The following is a 24,092-nucleotide window of genomic DNA, read 5'->3' on the forward strand; positions in this document are numbered from 1 at the left end:
AATGGCAATACCCTTGAAGGCAGTAGTTTTGTAAGGCTCTTCTTTCATTTTAAGGTTCGACCAAAGGCATATTTTATAGACCTAATTTTCAATAACATAGGTACACCACATCTTTTATCGGGTTCACAACATTTTTTTAACATTCCATAATTAGACATCTAAATTTGGGTTTATATAGGTCTTAGCACCCCAAATCCCCTTGAATGGACTTTAAAAAATTACTCCTATTACTGTTTTTGATGAGTTGCTCCTTTGCAACTGCACAGGTAAAAATTGGTGAAAACCCAAACAGTATTAATGCGGCTTCCATAGTTGAATTGGAAAGTACTACCAAAGCATTTGTACTTACACGAGTTTCCAATACCCAAATGCAAGCCATTAAGCCACTACGTGGGGCAATGGTCTATAACACGGATGCAAAATGCGTTTTCTTCTACAACGGAACGCAATGGAATAGCCTTTGTACCGGTGGTTCAACTGCTACGGGGGGGGTCGGCATACAATCTACTGTTGATAACGGTAACGGGACATTTACCTTCAATTATACAGACGGAACAAAATTTACAACTTCAAACTTAACAGGACCACGAGGTCCTGCTGGTATTAATGGCATTGACGGAACCAATGGAGCTACTGGTGCTACTGGTGCTACTGGTGCTCAGGGTCCAATAGGATTAACGGGTGCGGACGGAGCCAAAGGCGACCAAGGAGACAAGGGTAATACCGGTGCAACAGGTTCAACCGGAGCGCAAGGAATTCAAGGTATACAAGGTGATACAGGAGCCACAGGTGCTACTGGAGTTCAAGGCGACAAAGGTGACACTGGTGCGACCGGAGCCCAAGGCGACCAGGGCGGCAAAGGTGAAACCGGAGCCAAGGGAGATCAAGGCGATAAGGGAGACACTGGTGCTCAGGGTCCAATAGGATTAACGGGTGCGGACGGAGCCAAAGGAGATACAGGTGCCAAGGGTGATACTGGAGCCAAGGGTGACCAGGGAGACAAAGGAGATACTGGTGCGACCGGAGCCAAAGGCGACCAAGGAGACAAGGGTAATACCGGTGCAACAGGTTCAACCGGAGCGCAAGGAATTCAAGGTATACAAGGTGATACAGGAGCCACTGGTGCTACTGGAGTTCAAGGCGACAAAGGTGATACTGGTGCGACCGGAGCCCAAGGCGACCAGGGCGGCAAAGGTGAAACCGGAGCCAAGGGAGATACTGGTGCTAAAGGTGATACTGGAGCTCAAGGAATTCAAGGTATACAAGGTGTAACCGGAGCCACAGGTGATACTGGGGCAACCGGTGATACCGGTGCCACTGGTGCTACTGGTGCTACTGGAGATAAAGGTGACACTGGTGCCCAAGGAATTCAAGGTATACAAGGGGAAACCGGTGCGACTGGTGCAACTGGCAACACAGGAGCGCAAGGTGAACAGGGAATTCGAGGTGTAACTGGAGCAACCGGAACCCAAGGAATACAAGGAGAAACAGGAGCCAAGGGCGACCAAGGTGATACAGGAGCCACAGGTGCAACTGGAGCTACAGGTTCAACTGGAGTGCAAGGTGAGAAAGGTGATACTGGAGCAAAAGGGGACACTGGTGCGACCGGAGCCAAAGGCGACCAGGGCGTCAAAGGAGACACTGGTGCGAAAGGCGACCGAGGTGATACTGGGGCAACTGGAGCCCAAGGTGTACAGGGAATACAAGGTGAAACTGGAGCTACTGGTGCTACAGGATCTACTGGGGCAACTGGAGTTCAAGGTGAAAAAGGTGACACTGGGGCTACCGGAGCCAAGGGAGACCAAGGTGATAAGGGTGAAACTGGTGCTACAGGTGCGACCGGAGCCAAAGGCGACCAGGGCGTCAAAGGAGATACAGGTGCCAAGGGTGATACCGGTGCCACTGGTGCTACTGGAGATAAAGGTGACACTGGAGCCAAAGGGGACAAAGGAGACACTGGTGCGACCGGAGCCAAAGGCGACCAGGGCGTCAAAGGTGAAACCGGAGCAACTGGTTCAACTGGAGCTAAAGGTGACACTGGAGCAACAGGTGCTCAGGGTCCAATAGGACTTACTGGAGCAACTGGTGCGGACGGAGCTAAAGGTGACACTGGTGCCCAAGGTATTCAAGGTGTAACCGGAGCTACAGGTGCGACCGGAGACACTGGTGCGACCGGAACCAAAGGCGACAAGGGCGACAAGGGTGAGAAAGGTGAGAAAGGTGACACTGGTGCTAAAGGAGACACTGGAGCCCAAGGAATACAAGGTTTAACAGGAGCAACTGGAACTACCGGAGCCAAGGGAGATCAAGGTGATAAGGGTGAAACTGGTGCTACAGGTGCTAACGGAGCTAAAGGTGACAAAGGAGATACCGGGGCTACTGGTGCTACTGGTGCGACAGGAGCACAAGGACCAATAGGTATAAGTATAACTGGAGCAAAAGGCGACAAGGGTGATACCGGTGCTACTGGTACAACCGGAGCCAAAGGTGACACAGGAGCAACGGGAGTTCAGGGTCCAATAGGATTAACTGGTGCTGACGGAGCCAAAGGCGACCAAGGTGATACAGGAGCCATAGGTGCTACAGGATCTACTGGTGTAACAGGTTCAACAGGAGCCAAAGGTGACACAGGAGCGCAAGGAATTCAGGGTGAAACTGGTGCCACTGGAGCAACTGGTGCTACTGGTAACACAGGAGCCCAAGGAATCCAAGGTGAAACCGGAGCCACAGGTGCGACCGGAGCCACGGGCGACCAGGGCGTCAAAGGTGATCAAGGCGAGAAAGGTAATACTGGAGAAACCGGTGCTACTGGCGCCACTGGTGACAAGGGTGATACCGGTGCTACTGGTACAACCGGAGCCAAAGGTGACACAGGAGCAACGGGAGTTCAGGGTCCAATAGGATTAACTGGTGCTGACGGAGCCAAAGGCGACCAAGGTGATACAGGAGCCATAGGTGCTACAGGATCTACTGGTGTAACAGGTTCAACAGGAGCCAAAGGTGACACAGGAGCGCAAGGAATTCAGGGTGAAACTGGTGCCACTGGAGCAACTGGTGCTACTGGTAACACAGGAGCCCAAGGAATCCAAGGTGAAACCGGAGCCACAGGTGCGACCGGAGCCACGGGCGACCAGGGCGTCAAAGGTGATCAAGGCGAGAAAGGTAATACTGGAGAAACCGGTGCTACTGGCGCCACTGGTGACAAGGGTGATACTGGTGCTACTGGCGAAAGGGGTGATACCGGAGCTACTGGTGAAAAAGGTGACAAGGGTGAGACCGGTGCCACTGGTGCAACCGGAGCACAAGGTGAACAAGGCATTCAGGGTGTAACTGGTGCCACTGGAGCAACTGGTACAACTGGAGACAAGGGAGATCAAGGCGACAAAGGAAATACCGGTGCAACTGGTTCAACTGGAGCTCAAGGTCCGATCGGACTTACTGGAGCAACTGGTGCTGATGGAGCTAAAGGAGATGCCGGTGCTAAAGGCGACCAAGGTGATAAGGGTGAAACTGGAGCAACTGGTTCAACTGGTGCTCAGGGTCCAATAGGACTTTCTGGTGCAACTGGTGCTGATGGAGCCAAAGGAGATACAGGTACAACTGGAGCTACTGGTGATAAAGGAGACAAAGGTGATACAGGAGCTACTGGTACAACCGGAGCCAAGGGCGACCAGGGCGAAAAAGGTGACACAGGTGCAACTGGACTTCAGGGTCCAATAGGATTAACTGGTGCTGACGGAGCCAAAGGAGATACAGGTGCTAAAGGCGACCAAGGTGACACTGGTGCCCAAGGAATACAAGGTATCCAAGGTGAAACTGGAGCCACAGGAGCTACTGGCTCTACTGGAGTTCAAGGTGAAAAAGGTGATACTGGTGCCAAAGGTGATCAAGGAGACAAGGGTGACAAGGGCGAGAAAGGTGAAACCGGTGCTATTGGAGCTACTGGTGCAACTGGAGCCAAGGGAGATCAGGGAGATCAGGGAGACAAGGGTGAAACGGGAGCAACTGGTGCTCAAGGAATTCAAGGTGAAAAAGGTGACAAGGGCGACACCGGAGCTACTGGTGCCACTGGTAATACAGGAGCACAAGGTATACAGGGAATACAAGGTATCCAAGGCGAAACTGGTGATAAAGGAGACAAAGGTGAAACTGGTGCCCAAGGAATTCAGGGAATACAAGGTGAAACTGGAGCTACTGGTGCGGACGGAGCTAAAGGTGATACTGGAGCAACTGGTGCTACAGGTACCACTGGTGCCCAAGGAATTCAAGGTATACAAGGTGTAACCGGTGCAACTGGTGCTACCGGAGCCACTGGTGCCAAGGGAGATCAAGGCGATAAGGGAGACACTGGAGCTACTGGTGCTCAGGGCCCAATAGGATTAACTGGTGCTGACGGAGCCAAAGGCGACCAAGGTGATACAGGAGTCATAGGTGCTACAGGATCTACTGGTGCAACTGGAGTTCAAGGTGAAAAAGGTGAAACCGGAGCTACTGGTGAAAAAGGAGAAACCGGAGCCAAGGGAGACCAAGGAGATAAGGGAGACACTGGTGCTACTGGAGCCAAAGGCGACCAGGGCGACAAGGGTGAAACGGGAGCAACTGGTGTAACTGGTGAGAAAGGTGATACTGGAGCAAAAGGGGACACCGGTGCGACCGGAGCCAAAGGCGACCAAGGAGACAAGGGTGAAACGGGAGCAACTGGTGCGGACGGAGCTAAAGGAGATACAGGAGACACCGGAGCTCAAGGTATTCAAGGTGAAACCGGAGCAACTGGAGCAAAAGGAGATAAGGGAGACACTGGAGCTCAAGGAATCCAAGGTATCCAAGGTGGGACCGGTGCCACTGGTGCTACCGGAGCTACAGGAGAGCAAGGAATTCAGGGTCTAAAAGGTGACAAAGGTGACCAAGGAGATAAGGGGGACCAAGGTGAGAAAGGTGATACTGGAGCTCAAGGAATCCAAGGTATTCAAGGTATTCAAGGTGAAACTGGGGCCACTGGAGCAACAGGTGAAACTGGTGCTACTGGTGAAACCGGAGCCACTGGTGCTACCGGAGAACAGGGTATCCAAGGTGTAAAAGGTGATCAAGGAGATAAAGGTGACAAAGGAGATACTGGTGCCACTGGTGAAAAGGGTGATACCGGAGCCCAAGGAATTCAAGGTGTAAAGGGTGAAACCGGAGCCACTGGTTCTACCGGAGAACAGGGTATCCAAGGTGTAAAAGGTGATCAAGGAGATAAAGGTGACAAAGGAGATACTGGTGCACAAGGTATTCAAGGAATTCAAGGAGAAACTGGAGCTACAGGAGCAACTGGAGAACAGGGTATCCAAGGTGTAAAGGGTGATCAAGGAGACAAGGGAGACAAAGGTGACACCGGAGCTCAAGGTATTCAGGGTGAGAAAGGAGACAAAGGTGAAACCGGAGCTCAAGGTATTCAAGGGATCCAAGGTGTAAAAGGTAATCAAGGAGATAAAGGTGACAAAGGAGATGCTGGTGCACAAGGTATTCAAGGTGAAACCGGAGCAACCGGTGCTACTGGTGCAACAGGAGAGCAAGGAATTCAGGGTCTAAAAGGTGATCAAGGAGATAAAGGTGACAAGGGTGATACCGGAGCCCAAGGAATTCAAGGTCTAAAAGGAGACCAAGGTGATACAGGAGCCAAAGGTGAAACTGGTGCTACTGGTGCAACTGGTACACAAGGTATTCAAGGTGTTCAAGGTGAAACCGGAGCAACTGGTGCTACAGGAGCTACTGGTACAACAGGAGCCAAGGGAGATACAGGTGAAACTGGATCTACCGGTGCAACAGGAGTTCAAGGCGACAAGGGTGAGACTGGAGCGACAGGTGCTACTGGTTCTACTGGTGCAACTGGAGTTCAAGGTGACAAAGGAGATACTGGAGCTAAGGGCGACAAAGGCGATACTGGAGCGCAAGGTGAGAAAGGTGAAACAGGTGCTACCGGAGCTCAAGGAATCCAGGGTATTCAAGGAGAAACCGGGGCCACAGGAGCAACAGGTGAAACTGGTGCTACTGGTGAAACCGGAGCCAAAGGTGACAAGGGTGATACCGGAGAACAAGGAATTCAAGGTATACAAGGAGAAACTGGAGCTACAGGAGCAACTGGTGCCACTGGAGAGCAAGGCATACAAGGTTTAAAAGGTGAGAAAGGTGATTCTGGTGAAAAAGGTGAAACCGGAGCTCAAGGTATTCAAGGTGAAACTGGTGCCACTGGTGATAAAGGAGAAAAAGGAGATACCGGTGCTACAGGTTCAACAGGAGCCCAAGGAATTCAAGGTATTCAAGGAGATACTGGAGCCACTGGTGAGAAAGGAGACAAAGGTGACAAAGGAGATACAGGTGCTACAGGATCTACTGGGGCAACTGGAGTTCAAGGTGAAAAAGGTGACAAGGGCGACACTGGTTCAACTGGTGCTCAGGGTCCGATCGGACTTACTGGCGCAACTGGTGCGGACGGAGCTAAAGGAGATACTGGAGCCCAAGGCGAGAAAGGTGACAAAGGAGATACTGGAGCCCAAGGTATACAAGGTGTAAAGGGTGATACTGGAGCCACTGGTGCAACAGGTTCAACTGGAGCTACTGGTACAACAGGAGCCAAGGGAGACACAGGAGCGACAGGAGTTCAGGGTCCAATAGGATTAACTGGTGCAGACGGAGCTAAAGGTGATACTGGAGCGAAAGGCGACCAGGGTGAAAAAGGAGATAAAGGTGATACCGGTGCAACCGGCCTAACTGGAGCTAAAGGAGATACAGGGGCCACAGGGGCAACTGGATCTACTGGTGCAACAGGAATACAAGGTGAGAAAGGTGACACTGGTGCTAAAGGAGACACTGGAGCACAGGGAATACAAGGTGAAACGGGAGCAACCGGCGCAACTGGTTCTACAGGTGCAACTGGAGAACAGGGTGAGAAAGGTGATACTGGAGAAAAAGGAGATACCGGTGCCCAAGGCGAGAAAGGTGACAAAGGAGATGCTGGAGCCCAAGGTATACAAGGTGAAAAAGGTGATACTGGGGCAACCGGAGCACAAGGTGAACAAGGCATTCAGGGTGTAACTGGTGCCACTGGAGCAACTGGTAACACAGGAGCGCAAGGCATACAGGGAATCCAGGGTGAAACCGGTGCCACAGGTGCTACTGGTAATACAGGAGCCCAAGGAATACAGGGTGAAACTGGTACAACCGGAGCCAAAGGTGACACAGGAGCCAAGGGCGACAAAGGAGATACTGGAGCAACTGGATCTACCGGTGCAACAGGAGTTCAAGGTATACAAGGTGAAATCGGAGCAACTGGTGCTACTGGAGTTCAAGGTGAAAAAGGAGACAAGGGCGACACCGGAGCTACTGGAACTACCGGAGCTAAGGGTGAGCAAGGAGACAAAGGTGATAAGGGTGATACCGGAGCCAAGGGCGACAAAGGAGATACCGGGGCAACTGGTGCCACAGGTTCAACTGGAGCAAAGGGCGACCAAGGAGATAAAGGAGATACTGGTGCCCAAGGTGAGAAGGGTGATACTGGTGCAACCGGCCTAACTGGAGCTAAAGGAGATACAGGGGACACAGGTGCAACTGGAGCCAAGGGAGACCAAGGTGATAAAGGTGAAACGGGAGCTACTGGTGCCACAGGATCTACTGGGGCAACTGGAGCCAAGGGCGACCAGGGCGTCAAAGGTGATCAAGGTGACAAGGGTGAAACTGGTGCCACTGGGGCAACTGGAGAACAAGGTGAAAAAGGGGATACTGGTGCCGAAGGTGATAAGGGTGAAAAAGGTGATCAAGGAGACAAGGGTGATACTGGAGCAACAGGTGCTCAAGGAATACAAGGAGAAACTGGTGCCACAGGTGCAACTGGAGCCAAAGGAGATATAGGTGCCAAGGGTGACCAAGGCGAGAAAGGTGATACTGGAGCAACTGGTTCAACTGGAGCTCAAGGTCCGATCGGACTTACTGGAGCAACTGGTGCGGACGGAGCTAAAGGAGATACCGGTGCTAAAGGCGACCAAGGTGATAAGGGTGAAAAAGGTGACACTGGTGCCAAAGGTGACCAAGGAGACAAGGGTGAAACTGGAGCAACAGGTGCTCAAGGAATTCAAGGCGTAAAAGGTGACCAAGGTGATACAGGAGCTACTGGTGCGGACGGAGCTAAAGGTGATACTGGAGCGAAAGGCGACCAGGGCGACACCGGAGCTACTGGTGCTACTGGCTCTACTGGAGCTAAAGGAGATCAGGGAGACAAAGGAGATAAGGGTGACCAAGGCGAGAAAGGTGCTACTGGTTCAACAGGAGCTCAAGGTCCGATCGGTCTTACTGGAGCAACTGGTGCGGACGGAGCTAAAGGAGATACCGGTGCTAAAGGCGACCAAGGTGATACTGGTGCGACCGGAGCCAAAGGCGACCAGGGTGACAAGGGTGAGAAAGGTGACACTGGTGCTAAAGGAGACACTGGAGCACAAGGAATCCAAGGTGTAACCGGAGCTACAGGTTCAATTGGAGATAAGGGTGACCAAGGAGACAAAGGAGATACAGGTGCACCTGGTGTAACGGGAGCTACTGGAGCCAAGGGAGACAAAGGAGAAACCGGTTCAACAGGAGCCACAGGTGCTACAGGATCTACTGGTGCAACTGGAGTTCAAGGTGAAAAAGGAGATACTGGAGCTCAGGGTCCAATAGGATTAACTGGTGCGGCTGGAGCTAAAGGAGATACAGGTGCCAAGGGTGACAAAGGTGATACCGGAGCAACCGGCCTAACTGGAGCCAAAGGAGATACAGGTGCAACTGGTGCAACTGGAGCTAAAGGAGACCAAGGTGATACTGGTGCGACCGGAGCCAAAGGCGACCAGGGCGACAAAGGTGAAACCGGAGCTACTGGTGCGGACGGAGCTAAAGGAGATACAGGTGCCAAGGGCGACACCGGAGCTACCGGTTCAACTGGAGCACAGGGAATACAAGGTGAAACCGGGGCTACTGGTTCAACTGGAGCACAGGGTATCCAAGGAGACAAAGGAGATACAGGGGCCACAGGTGCTACTGGTGCAACTGGTAACACAGGAGCGCAAGGAATACAAGGAGAAACCGGTGCGACTGGTAATACCGGGGCACAAGGTGATCAAGGAATACAAGGTATCCAAGGAGAGACTGGAGCGACAGGTGCTACTGGAGATAAAGGTGACACCGGAGAAAAAGGTGACACCGGAGAAAAAGGAGACAAGGGTGATACTGGAGCCAAGGGTGACCAAGGCGAGAAAGGTGACCAAGGTGATACTGGTGCGACCGGAGCACAGGGAATCCAAGGTGAAACAGGAGCCACAGGAGCTACCGGCCTAACTGGTGCTACTGGTTCAACTGGGGCCCAAGGTATACAGGGTGTAACCGGTGCAACAGGTGCTACCGGAGAACAGGGTGAGAAAGGTAATACTGGAGCAACTGGTTCAACTGGAGTTCAAGGTGAAACGGGAGCTACGGGAGCTACTGGTGCAACAGGAATACAAGGTGAGAAAGGTGACACTGGTGCTAAAGGAGATACTGGTGCAACTGGAGTTCAAGGTGAAAAAGGTGAAACCGGTGAGAAAGGTGATACTGGTGCGAAAGGCGACCAAGGTGATACTGGGGCAACTGGAGCCACAGGTTCAACAGGAGAAACTGGAGCCAAAGGAGATACAGGTGCCAAGGGTGATACCGGTGCAACTGGAGCTACCGGGGCAACTGGAGCTACTGGAGCTACCGGGGCAACTGGAGCCAAGGGAGATCAAGGCGACAAAGGAGATACTGGTGCACAAGGTATTCAAGGTGTAACGGGAGCAACAGGTGCTAAGGGTGATACCGGAGCCCAAGGAATCCAAGGTATACAAGGAGAAAAGGGAGCTACTGGGGCAACTGGTGTTACAGGAGAAAAGGGAGACAAAGGAGAGAAAGGTGATACTGGTGAGAAAGGTGACAAAGGAGATACCGGAGCTACTGGATCAACTGGTGCCCAAGGTATACAAGGTGTAAAAGGAGACAAAGGTGATACCGGAGCTACTGGTGCAACTGGACCTGCAGGGCAAGATGTTCAGGGTGGTTCGCTTACTCGTGGTATTCGAAGTACAAGCACAAACACTACCCTCGGACCTAATGACTTTACCTTAATTGTTTATGGAAAAGATCATACCATATCATTCCCAACATCAGGCACCATAGGTCAGATATATGTTATAAAAGTCATGGATGATGACAACGAAACGAACATCAATTATCGAGATGACAAAGGAGACCCAAAAAATGATTTAAAGAAGGATAAAACATATTGGTTTCAATATGATGGCACCAATTGGCAACAAATAAGTAAGGACTAAAACAAACAGCGTTTTAATGCGTATTTCATCACATACTTTTAAAAAAATAAAATTGCTTATCAATACAAATTTAAGAATCGCGTTTTTAGCATAATTCCGAAAATGAATATTGTCAAAAAAATAATATTAAACATTATTATTTGGACTGTTACTTTGGCACATGCCCAGGATGCAGTACATAATTATGGCTATATTCAAATCCATGAAACTGCCATGGTGGGTTTCCATATGGATGTCATTAACGATGGTACCTTTGATGAAAATTTAGGTTTGGTAGGCTTTTATAGCGATAACGACCCCTTGACCATTTCCGGAGCCTTTACCCCTGTTTTTTATGATTCCGAGGTAGCTGTAAATGACGGACTATATCTGGAAACAAGCGTTGGGGTATTGAATAATTTCAACTTCATACAGGGCAACGTCTTTACCCCTAGGAATCGCTCCAATGTTTTCCTAAACTTTTCCGATGATTCATTTTATGTGGGAGAGGGAAACAATACCAAAATTGATGGTTATGGGGCTATTGCAAATAAGGATACCTTTACCTTCCCCGTTGGGGATGGTGACCGTATGAGACCTTTGACCATAACTTCGGAAAGCGTTAATGCACTGGCCAAATGTGCCTATTTCTTTGTAGCCCCGGATAACCAATCCAGTTTTAATGAAAATTTCAATACGGGCGCAAGGGACTTTAATGTGGCCGCCGTAAGTAATCAGGAATTTTGGCGTTTGGAGGGGGACTCCCCCAGCACAGTTACTCTAAGCTGGGATGACAGGAGCAATATTGGTAATCTTGGGGAATATATTAGTGACCTAATAGTAGTAGGCTGGAGTAAAAGTCAACAGAAATGGGTCAACCTAGGGAATTCCGCATTGGAAGGAGAATTTTCCTTTGGAACATTAAGTTCGGATACCTTTGTTCCAAATGACTACGACATCATTACAATCGGTGGGGCCCTTGATCTTAATGAAAGTCTTACCACCATAGAATTGGGCAATTATTTTTTAACCCCCAACGGTGATGGCACCAACGATTATCTTGTAATTGATGGTATAGAGGAATCTCCCAACAATCTACTTCAAATCTTTAATAGATACGGTGTATTGGTATACTACAAAGAAAATTATAGGGATGAATTTGAAGGTATCTCCAACAGAAATATGTTGGTCAAAGGAGATATAGGTCTGTCCTCTGGAGTGTATTTTTACATCATCACCCTAAACGATATTAAAATAAAACATCAGGGCTATTTATACTTATCCCAAAATTCGCAAAACTAATTTAGAATATATTCTGCCATCCCTTTATCAACTACCTACTTTTACTGTGCTTCATACAGCAGCATGTAATACTTGCTCTAGGAAACTTACCTCCCTTCTCCCCCCCATCCTTAACAGTAATTCCACTCTGTTCGGAACCAAATCTTATAGAATTTAAGTAACTTTATAGTTTCAATTTTATTCATATGTCCAAGGTAATAAGGATAAATACCCCTATAATATAAAACGTGGCAGAATTTTTGGAGTAATTGGATATATTGGATTGCTTATAATTAAATAATTAGTACCCTATGCAAAGAAGATCTTTTATTAAAAAAAGTAGCTATACCGGTCTGGCCCTATCACTAGTTCCAGGCCTCACCCTTTCCCAGGAAACAGAATATTCCGTAGCAGAATTAATGGGCAAAGTGGATATTGAACTTTTTGGCAAGGATATAAACCTAAGAAAAGAAGCCCATGACGCCTTTGTAGAGATGAAAAGGGCAGCCTATAGTGATGGCATAGATCTAAAAATTGTATCTAGCTATCGTAATTTTTATCGTCAGGAAGGTATTTGGGAACGTAAATATTTACAATATACCGAGGAAAAGGGAATGACCAAATTGGGTGCCATTGAAAAAATTATAGAATATTCTACTATCCCTGGCACCAGTAGACATCATTGGGGAACGGATATAGACATAATTGACGGCTATCCAAAAACTACGGGAGATGTTTTGGTACCCGAAAAATTCGGAGAAGGTGGTCCATTTGCCCTATTAAAGAAATGGATGGACGATAATGCCAACAAATATGGCTTTTATTTGGTATATACGGATAATCCCAAAAGAAAGGGATTTAAATACGAGCCTTGGCATTATAGCTATGCTCCTATTTCCATACCCATGCTAAAGACCTTTAGGCGAAAGAATATTTTTAAACTTTTATTGGAGGAAGATATCATAGGGAAGGAAAACTTCACTTCAGGATTTCTAAAAGGTTATATTCAGAACAATATTTTGGATATTAATCCAGACCTCCTATAAATAATTTTTGTAATTTAATACGTATTACATTAAAATACAGATGAGAAGAGGCAGTTGGAAAATTAGGATATTCATAGGCCTGGCAATTGTAGCATTTGCTTTCGTACAGCGCTGCAATAACAAGGAGGAAAACCCATATACCGGTAGGGTGCAGAACATTAATATGAGTACGGAGCAAGAAGTGGCCATTGGCTTGCAAAGTGCACCTGAAGTGGCCCAGCAATATGGTGGCCTATATCCTGATGAACGATTACAGTCTTTTGTTGATCAGTTGGGCCATAAATTGGTAAATAACAGCATTGCTAGGGAAACACCATATAAATACGATTTTCATTTATTGGCAGATGAACAAACCATCAATGCCTTTGCACTGCCCGGTGGACCCGTATTCGTAACCTATGCCCTCTTTTCCCAATTGAACGAAGCGCAACTGGCTGGAGTATTGGGACATGAGATAGGGCATGTAATTGGAAGACACTCTGCAGAGAGGATTGCGGATAGCAACTTTTGGCAGACAATAAGTATGGGTGCCTCTGTAGGCGCCGATGCGGGTGGAATTGTCAATAGTATTGGCCAAAACACCTTATTGACCAACGGTCGGGACGATGAATTGGAAAGCGATGAATTAGGAGTTCTTTTTATGATACAATCCGGTTATGACCCCTATGAAATGATCAAGGTGATGGAAATTTTAAAGGCCGCAGCCGGGCCAAATAGAGTACCCGAATTTCAAAGTACTCATCCAGACCCCGATAATCGCATTGAACGGATAAAAGAAGCCATTGACCGATTTAAAGGTCAACAATAGCCATTTTTCCATTACTAGATTAGTATTTAAAGGTATTATTAGTATATTGCACCAGAACCAAATCTTATTACCCGCACAAATTTAACCCTTATAGCTTTGATTTACAATCATTTAAATGAGACTATATGGGAACTTTATTACACTTTAAGAACATTTATTTAGCGGCATTCGAAAATTGTAAACCAGAATACGTAGTTGTATTTTTGAAGATCTACTCTGTATTCTGCGTGGCAATGCTATCCATGGCACTTTATGCATTATTATTTAGGGCCTTTACTGGATTTGAATTCTAGACATTTGGATTTGCTCTTTTACCTGAACACTATAAAAGCAAATTAAAGTAATAAAAAAACCTATCGATTAATTTCGATAGGTTTTTTTATTAAATGCAAGCGCAACTACTTCTTCTGTAAACTAGCGTTGATTACCTCCAAGGCCTCTGTGGCATGGGATAGTTCCGCATGTCTTTTTGCGTTGTAACCGTTGTCGCACTTAATTTTAAGATTGGCTCCATTGGCGATAAGGAGCTCTAGAATTTCTACTTTGTTGTAACGAGCGGCAAAAATGGCAGGTGTTTTTCCCAATGATTTTTGATTAAGATCCTCTCCCAACTCAATGAGTCGCTTAACAGTTTCTAAATCCCCTTCCACAATGGCCTTACAGAATGAGCTTAATTCTCCTGGCTTGACCATTAATACGGATTTACTTGGGGTGTAAATGTTAGTACTACTCTCGGCGTAGACGCCTGCGACCATAAACAATAATGCCATGACGACTGTTAAAAAAGTTTTTCTCATGATGAATAAGATTAATTAGTGATTATTGATTACCCTAACAGACTCTAATCCGTTAAATTTGTTTCACTTTTTGCTCATAAATAACAAAAGTTTAACAAAAGCTTCTCTTTTGGCCAGTCACCTAAAAAAATCCATGGAGGAATTTAAAATTTTCAAAAAAGCTGTCCCAAATTCTAGCAATCCATATACAATAGTTTTATTTTTGACACTAACAACATACATAACATGAACAAGAAAGTAATTTTGATGATCTTGGATGGATGGGGCAAATCCCCAGACCCAAAGGTCTCCGCCATAGAAAATGCCAACACGCCCTTTATTGACTCGCTTTACACCAAATACGCCAATTCCAACTTATTGACCGATGGAATGAATGTAGGTTTACCGGAAGGACAGATGGGCAATAGTGAGGTAGGCCACATGAACCTTGGGGCCGGCCGAATTGTATACCAAGATTTGGCAAAAATAAACCTGGCTATTGATCAGGATACCTTAAAAGATGAGCAAGTGCTAAAAGATGCACTGCTATATGCAAAAAACAATAACAAACCGGTACATTTTTTGGGATTGTTAAGTGACGGGGGCGTACATAGCCACACCTCGCACCTAAGAGGACTTATTGATGCCAGTGAAAGCTACGGCCTTAAAAACACCTATATCCATGCCTTTACCGATGGTAGGGACGTAGACCCTAAAAGTGGAATAGGATATGTAGAAGCTTTAAATAAGTATTGCGCGGATAAGAACGCAAAGCTGGCCAGTGTTATTGGCCGTTATTATGCCATGGACAGGGATAAAAGATGGGAACGGGTAAAATTGGCCTTTGACCTATTGGTGAATGGTGAGGGCCAAAAAACAAACAATGTTGAAGAATCCATATTGGCCAGTTATGAATCCGGTATTACGGATGAATTCCTAAAACCTGTATTGATCACTGATGATCAAGGGTCGCCTTTATCCATTATTAAAAATGGTGATGTGGTTATCTTTTTCAATTTTAGGACAGACCGCGGCAGGGAACTTACCCAAGTGCTAAGTCAAGAAGACATGCACGAACTCAACATGCACAAATTGGACCTTTATTATGTAACCATGACCAACTACGATGATTCATATAAGGGAGTGAAGGTAGTTTATGACAAGGATAATATTAGCGAGACCTTGGGAGAAATCTTGGCCAAGGCACACAAAAAACAGATAAGGATTGCGGAGACCGAAAAATATCCACATGTTACCTTCTTCTTTAACGGTGGCAGGGAAATTCCTTTTGAGGGGGAAGAGCGAATTCTATGTCCGTCACCCAAGGTAGCTACCTATGATTTAAAGCCGGAGATGAGCGCCTACGAGATTAGGGATGCCATAATTCCCGAATTAAAAAAAGGAGAGGTAGATTTTGTCTGTCTCAATTTTGCCAACCCCGATATGGTAGGCCATACCGGAGATATGCAAGCTGCAATAAAGGCCTGTGAAACTGTTGATAGCTGTGCGGAGTCCGTTATAAACGCTGGTCTGGAAAATGGATATACTACTTTGGTCATTGCCGATCACGGAAATTGCGAGACCATGATTAATCCGGACGGTAGCCCAAATACGGCACATACTACAAATCCAGTCCCCTTGATATTGGTAGATAAGGAATTGAAAAGTATAAAAGATGGTGTTTTAGGTGATATTGCACCAACCATTCTAAAGCTTATGGGTGTTCCGCAACCAGCCCTAATGACAAGAAAACCATTGGTCTAACTGTTTCTCCTTCAATGAATTTGCAAATACCTGCAAGCGTGCAGTTTTAAAAGTATTGTTTTACCTTTGCATTCTATGATTAAAATTAAGACTTTAGAAGAGATAGAATTAATGCGCGAAAGCGCGTTGATCGTGAGCAAGACCTTGGGAATGTTGGCCAGCGAAGTAAAGCCGGGGGTTACCACCTTACAGCTGGACGGCATGGCCGAAACATTTATAAGGGACCACGGGGCCGTTCCCGGATTCTTGGGATTGTACGATTTTCCCAATTCTTTGTGCATGAGTCCCAATGCCCAAGTGGTACATGGAATACCCAACAACACTCCTTTGGTTGAAGGCGATATTATCTCTATAGATTGTGGAGCCCTTAAAAACGGATTTTATGGGGATCATGCCTACACCTTTGAGGTAGGGGAGGTTGACGCCGAAACAAAAAAACTGTTACAGGTCACCAAAGAATCCCTATATGTTGGGATTCGAGAATTCAAAATTGGAAACCGTGTAGGTGACGTTGGTTATGCCATTCAACAATATACCGAAAGTCGAGGTTATGGCGTAGTAAGGGAATTGGTCGGTCACGGATTGGGCAGGGAAATGCATGAGGACCCTGAAATGCCCAACTATGGCAAACGTGGAAGGGGAAAGAAATTTGTGGAAGGTATGGTAGTGGCCATAGAGCCCATGATTAATTTAGGAACCAGGAGAATAAAACAATTAAAGGATGGCTGGACCATTCTAACGGCAGATAATAAACCTAGCGCACATTTTGAACATGATGTTGCCATCATAGATGGAAAGCCCGAAATATTGTCCACCTTTGCCTATATATACGAGGCTTTGGGGATAGAAAGTGACGAGGAAGCGGAGTTTCGCCAAAAAGCATTGGTTTTGTAATATAGGGCGGTTTATTTAACTTGAACACTGCTTTAAGATTTAATTGCTTTTCCAACTTTCTAGACCAAAGTTTGCAACCGCACCATATACTTTTTAAGCCATTAAAAATAATCTCTAGAAAACTAATGGTGAATTTCCTTTATTCATATGGACAATCCAGTAAAGCACTTTGAAAAAGTTATTTAAATACATCCTAAACACCATCCCCAGGCCAATTCTTATTAAACTAAGTTATTGGGTGCGCCCCCTTATGGCACTTAGCATGCGGGGCGATCGTTATACCGACCCCATAGATGGAAAAAAGTTCAAAAGCTTCCTCCCTTATGGCTACGAACATCCCAGGGAAAATGTGTTATCGCCCTCTACCCTATCCCTGGAGCGGCACCGATTATTGTGGCTGTATTTAAAAAATGAGACCAATTTTTTTACGGACAATCTTAAGGTCTTACATTTTGCTCCCGAACAGGCCTTTTACAAAAGATTTAGAAACCAGAAAAACCTAAACTACACTACAACCGATCTTAATTCTCCCTTGGCGGATGTAAAGGCAGATATATGCAACCTGCCCTTCACCGAAAATTCCTTCGACGTCATATTTTGCAACCATGTTCTGGAACATATTCCCAATGATACCAAAGCAATGCAAGAATTGTACAGGGTATTAAAGCCCGGAGGATGGGGAGTTTTCCAAATTCCACAAGACCTTAAAAGGGCCGATACCTACGAGGACAATAGTATTACGGACAAAAAGGAAAGGGCAAAAATATTTGGACAGTACGACCATGTTCGTATTTATGGACAGGATTATTTTGAGAAGCTTAGGGCTATGGGCTTTAAGGTGGAAGAAGTAGATTACACCAAAAAGTTATCCGATGCCGAAGTGGACAATTATCGTTTGGCAAAAGGAGAGATTATTCCCTTGGTATCCAAATAACTACTCCAATACATTCTCCTTAAATCCGTTCGTCATATATTCCAAAACATTCCCTTCCGGATCCAAATAGATTATATAGCCGTCCAATTCTTTATGTTGGGCCAGTATAGTCTTCGTTTTCTCCAAATCCATGGCCATAAAAGCAGTGGCAAAAGCGTCTGCAGTGGCACAATTACTCGCCAATACACTTGCCGCCAAGATATTTGAATTCCTGGTAAAACCAGTTTTGGGATCTATAGTATGGACATACTTGGCACCGGTTTCCGGATCAATTTTAAACTTTCTATAATTCCCCGAAGATGCCATGGCAACGTCTTTCATATACAAGGTTCTCTTGTAAGTTCTGCTTTCCTCCATCATGGGATCATCAATGGCCACCACCCATCTTTTCTCCTTGATCCTATTTTCCCCTTGGGCCACCAGCTCCCCCCCTACTTCAATTAAAAAATCGGTAATCCCCTTATTCCTCAACAAAACAGCCAGTTGGTCTACTGCATATCCTTTGGCTATGGCATTAAAATCGAAATATATGGCCGGATCCGACTTTTTTATTCTATTATCCGCCTTAATGGCCACTTTATTAAACCCAACGTAATCCAAAAGACTATCTACCTTAATACTATCCATTTCCAACTCTTTTCCCGGTCCAAAACCCCAGGCATTCACCAATACGCCAACGGTAGGGTCAAAATAACCCTCCGTAGCTTCAAAAATCTTTCCAGAAAGTTCAAATACCTCCCTGAACATGGCATCTACAACAATAGTAGAATCTCCTGCATTAATTCTTGAAATATCGGAAGTAGGTATATAAGTGGACATAGATTGATTTAGCACTTGGAAAAGGGAATCGATTTCCGCTTCAAAACTCAATTCCGACGTAGCCAAATAAGTAATGTTATATGAAGTTCCCAAGGCTGACCCAGAACTTATATTCTTCACCCAATTGGACTCACTGTTCCTACATCCTGCGGAAATCAGGATTAAACAAACCACCACTAAACGCATGCCACTATATTTTAATAAGTCCTTCATATTCCAAAATATAAGCTTCATTAAGATAAACCGGCAGATTCCTATCCTCGGCATTGTACAGACCAACACCGGCATAATAGGCCTCTCCGTTTTGGGTCAAGGCGTGATCCTTCATTTTCTGCATTAAGGACATGTCGTATTCCCTCGGATCTTGTGGATGCAGGACACTCCTAACCACAATAAAAAATAATTTTTTATCCTTAAGACAGACAAATTGCGGATTTCTTTTGGGTTTGCTATTAACCCCCATAAACTCGAATCCGTCCGCTTCCAATTGTTTCCCAACAATATTCATGGCCAAATTGTGCAATTCCTGTTCTGTTAAGGGCGTACTCATCATCTATACTTTATATTCCTAAGCCGAAGAAAAATCTTGGCATTCTCATAACAATGTTCACATAAAAAAAGACCTGTCAGGTTTTGAAAACCTGACAGGTCTATAATTAGACCATCAAGGTCTTGAAAATTTCGAAGTCTATAAGTTAACCTCCAAAATCGTCAAATCTAATATGCTCATCAGGGATACCGAAATCCTCTCCCATTTTTTGAACCGCCTTGTTCATTAATGGTGGTCCACAGAAATATAGTTCTATATCTTCCGGTGATTCGTGATGGTTCAAATAGTTTTCAATTACACAGTTGTGTATAAATCCTACGAAACCGTCACCTGGTGCGTCTATATTCTCCTTCACTTTCCAGTTATCCTCTGGTAAAGGCTCGGATAGTGCCAAATAGAATTTAAAGTTTGGAAATTCCTTTTCAAGTCTGTAAAAATGATCCAAATAAAACAATTCACGTTTAGACCTACCTCCATACCAATAGGTAACTTTTCTGTTCGTCTTTAAAGTGTTGAACAAGTGATATAAATGTGAACGCATAGGAGCCATTCCGGCACCACCACCTACATACAACATTTCAGAATCCGATTCGTTGATAAAGAACTCACCGTAAGGTCCAGAAATGGTAACAGGATCTCCTTTTTTCAAATTGAAAATATAGGAAGATGCAATTCCAGGATTAACATCCATCCAACCATTTTTGGCCCTATCCCAGGGTGGAGTGGCTATACGAACGTTCAACATAATTTCCCTTCCTTCAGCAGGATAAGAAGCCATTGAGTAAGCTCTTTCCACAGTCTCAGGGTTCTTCATAACCAACGGCCATAGGTTGAACTTATCCCATTCTGCCTGAAACTTATCAGGGGTTTCGTGCTCTTCAGGATGTGCAGTGATATCCATTTCAGAGAACTTCACCTCACATGGAGGAATCTCGATCTGAATATACCCACCGGCCTTATAACCCATATCTTCAGGAATTTCAACTACGAATTCCTTAATAAATGAAGCCACGTTGTAATTACGTACAACAGTTCCCTGCCATTTCTTAATTCCGAACACTTCCTCAGGAATGGTAATTTCCATATCCTGCTTCACCTTTACCTGACAGGCCAAACGAGCACCATGGTTCAATTCCTTTTTGGAAAAATGTGGTGTTTCCGTTGGTAGGGCTTCCCCTCCACCGGACAGCACATGGCATTCACACTGAATACAGGTTCCCCCACCTCCACAGGCAGAAGGAAGAAATATTTTCTGGTTTCCCAAGGTAGACAATAAAGACCCTCCTGAACCTACTTCAATTTTCTTTTCACCATTGATAGTTATGGTTACTGGTCCTGATGGGGATAATTTTTCCTTGGTAAACAGTAATAGTGCCACCAACAATAACAGTAGTATTAAAAAAGCAACTACCGTTATCAGTATTGTTCCAATTGTACTTGTAGCTAAGATCATTTTTACTCGTTTATTATAGCGTTGTTATAAGAAACCGTATTTTCTTTGGTCTCCTTAATTATTTTATCCTCCTCTACTTTTTGGGCAGTATTCTGCTCTACTTCTTTTGGAGCTTCATCACCACCTGTCAACATACCGCCAAAACTCATAAAACCTATAGCCATAAGTCCAGTGATTATAAAGGTTATACCAAGACCTCTAAGTGGTGGAGGTACATTGGAGTATCTAATTTTCTCACGTATGGCAGCAATGGCCAAAATAGCCAAGAACCAACCTATACCGGAACTAAGTCCATAATTAAAGGCCAACCCAAGAGTTTGGATATCCCTAGACTGCATAAATAAGGAACCTCCCAAGATAGCACAGTTAACCGCAATTAGTGGTAAAAATATTCCCAATGAATTATAAAGTGCAGGGGAAAATTTTTCAACAACAATCTCTACCAATTGCACCATAGTTGCTATGGTAGCTATAAAGAGGATAAAAGATAAAAAGCTAAGGTTATAATCGGCGTACTCAGGTCCTAACCAAGCCAGGGCCCCATCTCTTAGAAGATACTGATCCAACAACCAGTTTAAGGGAACAGTTACCGCCAATACAAAGATCACAGCTGCTCCAAGACCAACTGCAGTAGTCACTTTTTTAGAAACGGCAAGGTAAGAACACATTCCTAAGAACGTGGCAAATACCATATTATCTATAAATATGGATTTAAAAAATAATTCTACATGTTCTAACATAACATTCTATTCTTATGATGACTACTAGTTTTCCTCTATTAAAGCTTTGTTTCTTGAACGTTGTACCCAGATAATGAGACCAACAACAATCAAGGCCATTGGGGACAACAACATAAATCCGTTGTTCTCATAACCCGTTGCATATAAACCTGTTTTTTCTATGGGATCTCCCAATACCTTAAAACCAAGTAAGGTACCAGAACCCAAAAGTTCCCTAAAGAACCCAATTATAACAAGTATAAGCCCGTAACCGGCTGCATTACCAATACCGTCCAAGAAGGACCTCCAAGGTCCGTTGGCCAAGGCAAAGGCCTCAAAACGACCCATAATGATACAGTTGGTTATAATAAGACCCACGAAAACAGAAAGCGTTTTGCTCAGTTCATAGGCAAAGGCTTTTAACACCTGATCTACCATGATCACCAAGGCGGCCACAACTACCAATTGTACAATAATTCTAATTTTGGAAGGGATAATGTTTCGCATTAAGGAAATAACAACATTTCCTATACCCAATACAAACACAACCGATAGGGCCATTACAATGGATGCCTTTAGCTCTGCTGTAATTGCCAATGCCGAACAAATACCCAAAACCTGAATGGTAATCGGGTTATTATCCGCTAAGGGGTCTAATATTAGACTCGTATCTTTTTTTGAAAGTAGTGCCATAGTTTAATTTTTAGCTCTTATTGATTCCAAGTAGGACTTATATAGATTTACGCTTTCTTTGATCATTGCGGACAGGCCGTTACCAGTAATGGTTGCTCCTGCCAATGCGTCAACTTCATTGTCATTCTTGATTTCGTTGGTAGGGTCGTTATTTCCCTTGGCCACTGCGATACCGGCATATTCCGTACCATCTAAAATGGATTCCCCAATAAAATCGTCCATGAAGTAACGTTGCTTTATATTGGCTCCCAAACCAGGGGTTTCTCCTTTATGATCAAAATACACACCTTGTACCACCAAATTATTATCCAAGGCTACGAAGCCCCAAATAGCATCCCAAAGACCTTTGCCCCTCATAGGAATGATATAATATTTAGACCCATCCTTTTCACCGATAAAAAGAGGCAACTTTCTAGTTTTACCTGCTTTGGCCACAGTTTCCTGTTTTTTTAGATCGATAAGGTAAGCATTGTCGTCTTTTGTAATCTGATCTCCTTCAATTACCAGTTGCTCCGTAATATATTTTTGAAATTCCCCTGCAACCCGATCCGTAGAAACAAAATTGACACTTCCTTCGTCTTCATTTTCGTTTACGCCCATGGCATAAAGAATATTCTGTTGTTTTTCCAGTCTTTCGTTCTCCTTAATCTTTTCACTTAAGGAGGAGGCAAAAAATGCCAAAAGAGACCCTACAATGACCACCATAACGGCGGCGAAAATAACGGTGTAACTATTTTTATCTGTATTAACTGCCATGATTATACTGTTTCTGCTTTTAATTCCTGTGCTTTTCCTTCTCCATCCCTAGGCAAAATAGTAGCGTTTTTAGCACGCTTCATTCTTCTATTTACATTACCCCTAATCACATAATGATCAATAGTTGGAGCAAAAACGTTCATCAACAAAATAGCCAAGAACACGCCTTCAGGATAAGCAGGATTGAACACCCTGATCAATACCGAAATAAATCCTATAAAGAATCCATAAAACCATTTACCCTTGTTAGTCTGTGCACCGGTAACAGGATCGGTTGCCATATACACAATACCAAAGGCCAAACCACCTACGATCAAATGTTGCCAAAAGTCAAAACTCATTAACCCGTAGAATTTACTGGTTTCAGTTATCCAGCCGGCACCAACTACCCCATTAAAGATAACTCCCATGACCAAGGCCCCTATTACGGCGCTCACCATGATCCTCCAACTGGCAATCTTACTGTAGATCAAGAAAAGTCCGCCCAACAAAATTAGTATTGTAGAAGTTTCTCCAACGGATCCAGGAATAAAGCCAAAAAACATATCAGAAATAGAATAAGTCATTTCCGCTCCCTTATTTTGGGCCAAATAACCCAAAATAGTTTCTCCAGAGATAGCGTCCGGACCACCGGCCAAGTCAACCGCTTGGTGTACCCAAACCTTATCCCCACTCATCCAGGTAGGATAGGCAAAGAATAAAAATGCCCTAATGGTAAGTGCAGGATTCAAAATATTCATTCCGGTACCTCCAAAAACTTCCTTGCCAATAACCACTCCAAAGACAACGGCCACGGCCAACATCCACAATGGAGTATCAATAGGGACTATCAATGGAACCAGCATACCCGTCACCAAATATCCTTCCTCAACCTCATGTCCCTTGATTACTGCAAACAAGAATTCAACCGCAAGTCCAACCGCATAGGAAACAATTACCAATGGCAGCACGGTCCATGCTCCCATAATGAAATTCTCCCAAGTCAGGAAGTTTCCGAAAAGAGAAGCTTGCCTAATTACACCATTGGCAGCATCAACAGCAGCATAGTGCTGATAACCAGCATTGAAAATCCCAAAGATAAGCACGGGCACCAAAGCCATGATTACCGTGTTCATCGTACGTTTTAAATCATCCACTGCACGCACATGGGAACCAGAATGTGTAGTTTCGTTTGGAGCATACAAAAAGGTATGGATTGCATTGAATGCAGGGGCCATTTTTTTACCCTTGTACTTCTCCTTTAGGTTATGTAAATTATTTTTTAAGCTCAT

The 24,092-nt window shown here is 45.0% G+C and carries 16 protein-coding genes; 8 read left to right on the forward strand and 8 right to left on the reverse strand.

The features are described 5' to 3' along the window. The first annotated feature begins 203 nt into the window (after window positions 1-203). The 5 genes from U735_RS25070 (at window position 204) to U735_RS26140 (ending at window position 13,756) form a co-directional block, all read left to right on the forward strand. On the forward strand, window positions 204-10,349 hold the full coding sequence (locus tag U735_RS25070; protein ID WP_198036660.1) for a collagen-like domain-containing protein: 10,146 nt from the start codon (window positions 204-206) through the stop codon (window positions 10,347-10,349). A 102-nt stretch (window positions 10,350-10,451) separates the two neighbouring features. Continuing rightward, entirely contained in the window at window positions 10,452-11,630 is a 1,179-nt protein-coding gene (locus U735_RS0116770) for a gliding motility-associated C-terminal domain-containing protein (protein WP_031444930.1), read from the forward strand. A 290-nt stretch (window positions 11,631-11,920) separates the two neighbouring features. Further along, window positions 11,921-12,655, forward strand: a complete 735-nt coding sequence (locus U735_RS0116775; RefSeq protein ID WP_031444931.1) for a M15 family metallopeptidase — start codon at window positions 11,921-11,923, stop codon at window positions 12,653-12,655. Window positions 12,656-12,695: 40 nt separating this feature from the next. Then, window positions 12,696-13,463 (forward strand): M48 family metalloprotease, encoded by a 768-nt coding sequence (locus tag U735_RS0116780; RefSeq protein WP_031444932.1) that lies wholly within the window; start codon window positions 12,696-12,698, stop codon window positions 13,461-13,463. A 125-nt stretch (window positions 13,464-13,588) separates the two neighbouring features. Further along, window positions 13,589-13,756: a DUF6747 family protein gene (locus U735_RS26140; protein WP_316933021.1), complete on the forward strand. Its 168-nt coding sequence runs from the start codon at window positions 13,589-13,591 to the stop codon at window positions 13,754-13,756. Between the two features lie 105 nt (window positions 13,757-13,861). Here U735_RS26140 and U735_RS0116785 read toward each other — a convergent pair whose 3' ends face one another. Further along, window positions 13,862-14,260, reverse strand: a complete 399-nt coding sequence (locus tag U735_RS0116785) for an ankyrin repeat domain-containing protein (protein ID WP_031444933.1) — start codon at window positions 14,258-14,260, stop codon at window positions 13,862-13,864. 225 nt (window positions 14,261-14,485) lie between these two features. Between U735_RS0116785 and gpmI the strand changes: the two genes are divergently transcribed. From gpmI to U735_RS0116805, 3 genes are all read left to right on the forward strand, one after another. Beyond that, a complete protein-coding gene (gene gpmI, locus U735_RS0116795; RefSeq protein ID WP_031444934.1) occupies window positions 14,486-16,003 on the forward strand; it encodes a 2,3-bisphosphoglycerate-independent phosphoglycerate mutase in 1,518 nt (505 codons plus the stop codon). 75 nt (window positions 16,004-16,078) lie between these two features. After that, window positions 16,079-16,897, forward strand: coding sequence for a type I methionyl aminopeptidase (map, locus tag U735_RS0116800; RefSeq protein ID WP_031444935.1), 819 nt, complete (start codon window positions 16,079-16,081; stop codon window positions 16,895-16,897). 169 nt (window positions 16,898-17,066) lie between these two features. Beyond that, window positions 17,067-17,831, forward strand: a complete 765-nt coding sequence (locus U735_RS0116805) for a class I SAM-dependent methyltransferase (RefSeq protein ID WP_031444936.1) — start codon at window positions 17,067-17,069, stop codon at window positions 17,829-17,831. Here U735_RS0116805 and U735_RS0116810 read toward each other — a convergent pair whose 3' ends face one another. The 7 genes from U735_RS0116810 to U735_RS0116840 all read right to left on the reverse strand — a co-directional run bounded on the left by U735_RS0116810 (window position 17,832) and on the right by U735_RS0116840 (window position 24,092). Continuing rightward, window positions 17,832-18,863: an FAD:protein FMN transferase gene (locus U735_RS0116810; RefSeq protein ID WP_031444937.1), complete on the reverse strand. Its 1,032-nt coding sequence runs from the start codon at window positions 18,861-18,863 to the stop codon at window positions 17,832-17,834. It abuts the gene before it with no gap. Continuing rightward, a complete protein-coding gene (locus U735_RS0116815; protein WP_031444938.1) occupies window positions 18,841-19,200 on the reverse strand; it encodes a hypothetical protein in 360 nt (119 codons plus the stop codon). Before U735_RS0116815 ends, U735_RS0116810 begins: the two co-directional genes overlap by 23 nt. 145 nt (window positions 19,201-19,345) lie before the next feature. Continuing rightward, window positions 19,346-20,653 carry an NADH:ubiquinone reductase (Na(+)-transporting) subunit F gene (nqrF, locus tag U735_RS0116820; RefSeq protein WP_031444939.1) on the reverse strand — a complete coding sequence of 436 codons (1,308 nt, stop codon included), beginning with the start codon at window positions 20,651-20,653 and terminating at the stop codon, window positions 19,346-19,348. Window positions 20,654-20,655: 2 nt separating this feature from the next. Further along, window positions 20,656-21,393: an NADH:ubiquinone reductase (Na(+)-transporting) subunit E gene (nqrE, locus tag U735_RS0116825; RefSeq protein WP_031444940.1), complete on the reverse strand. Its 738-nt coding sequence runs from the start codon at window positions 21,391-21,393 to the stop codon at window positions 20,656-20,658. A gap of 24 nt (window positions 21,394-21,417) precedes the next feature. Further along, window positions 21,418-22,065, reverse strand: coding sequence for an NADH:ubiquinone reductase (Na(+)-transporting) subunit D (locus tag U735_RS0116830; protein ID WP_031444941.1), 648 nt, complete (start codon window positions 22,063-22,065; stop codon window positions 21,418-21,420). 3 nt (window positions 22,066-22,068) lie between these two features. Continuing rightward, window positions 22,069-22,821: a Na(+)-translocating NADH-quinone reductase subunit C gene (locus tag U735_RS0116835; protein ID WP_031444942.1), complete on the reverse strand. Its 753-nt coding sequence runs from the start codon at window positions 22,819-22,821 to the stop codon at window positions 22,069-22,071. A gap of 2 nt (window positions 22,822-22,823) precedes the next feature. After that, window positions 22,824-24,092, reverse strand: coding sequence for an NADH:ubiquinone reductase (Na(+)-transporting) subunit B (locus U735_RS0116840; RefSeq protein ID WP_031444943.1), 1,269 nt, complete (start codon window positions 24,090-24,092; stop codon window positions 22,824-22,826).

It is taken from the genome of Arenibacter algicola (genome assembly GCF_000733925.1).
GTDB lineage: Bacteria > Bacteroidota > Bacteroidia > Flavobacteriales > Flavobacteriaceae > Arenibacter > Arenibacter algicola.

Excerpts from the sequence above, each read along its gene's own strand:
- U735_RS25070 (WP_198036660.1), top strand. The coding sequence starts at position 204 with ATGGACTTTAAAAAATTACTCCTATTACTGTTTTTGATGAGTTGCTCC.
- U735_RS0116770 (WP_031444930.1), top strand. The coding sequence starts at position 10,452 with ATGAATATTGTCAAAAAAATAATATTAAACATTATTATTTGGACTGTT.
- U735_RS0116775 (WP_031444931.1), top strand. The coding sequence starts at position 11,921 with ATGCAAAGAAGATCTTTTATTAAAAAAAGTAGCTATACCGGTCTGGCC.
- U735_RS0116780 (WP_031444932.1), top strand. The coding sequence starts at position 12,696 with ATGAGAAGAGGCAGTTGGAAAATTAGGATATTCATAGGCCTGGCAATT.
- U735_RS26140 (WP_316933021.1), top strand. The coding sequence starts at position 13,589 with ATGGGAACTTTATTACACTTTAAGAACATTTATTTAGCGGCATTCGAA.
- U735_RS0116785 (WP_031444933.1), bottom strand. The coding sequence starts at position 14,260 with ATGAGAAAAACTTTTTTAACAGTCGTCATGGCATTATTGTTTATGGTC.
- gpmI (WP_031444934.1), top strand. The coding sequence starts at position 14,486 with ATGAACAAGAAAGTAATTTTGATGATCTTGGATGGATGGGGCAAATCC.
- map (WP_031444935.1), top strand. The coding sequence starts at position 16,079 with ATGATTAAAATTAAGACTTTAGAAGAGATAGAATTAATGCGCGAAAGC.
- U735_RS0116810 (WP_031444937.1), bottom strand. The coding sequence starts at position 18,863 with ATGAAGGACTTATTAAAATATAGTGGCATGCGTTTAGTGGTGGTTTGT.
- U735_RS0116815 (WP_031444938.1), bottom strand. The coding sequence starts at position 19,200 with ATGAGTACGCCCTTAACAGAACAGGAATTGCACAATTTGGCCATGAAT.
- nqrF (WP_031444939.1), bottom strand. The coding sequence starts at position 20,653 with ATGATCTTAGCTACAAGTACAATTGGAACAATACTGATAACGGTAGTT.
- nqrE (WP_031444940.1), bottom strand. The coding sequence starts at position 21,393 with ATGTTAGAACATGTAGAATTATTTTTTAAATCCATATTTATAGATAAT.
- U735_RS0116830 (WP_031444941.1), bottom strand. The coding sequence starts at position 22,065 with ATGGCACTACTTTCAAAAAAAGATACGAGTCTAATATTAGACCCCTTA.
- U735_RS0116835 (WP_031444942.1), bottom strand. The coding sequence starts at position 22,821 with ATGGCAGTTAATACAGATAAAAATAGTTACACCGTTATTTTCGCCGCC.
- U735_RS0116840 (WP_031444943.1), bottom strand. The coding sequence starts at position 24,092 with ATGAGCTTAAAAAATAATTTACATAACCTAAAGGAGAAGTACAAGGGT.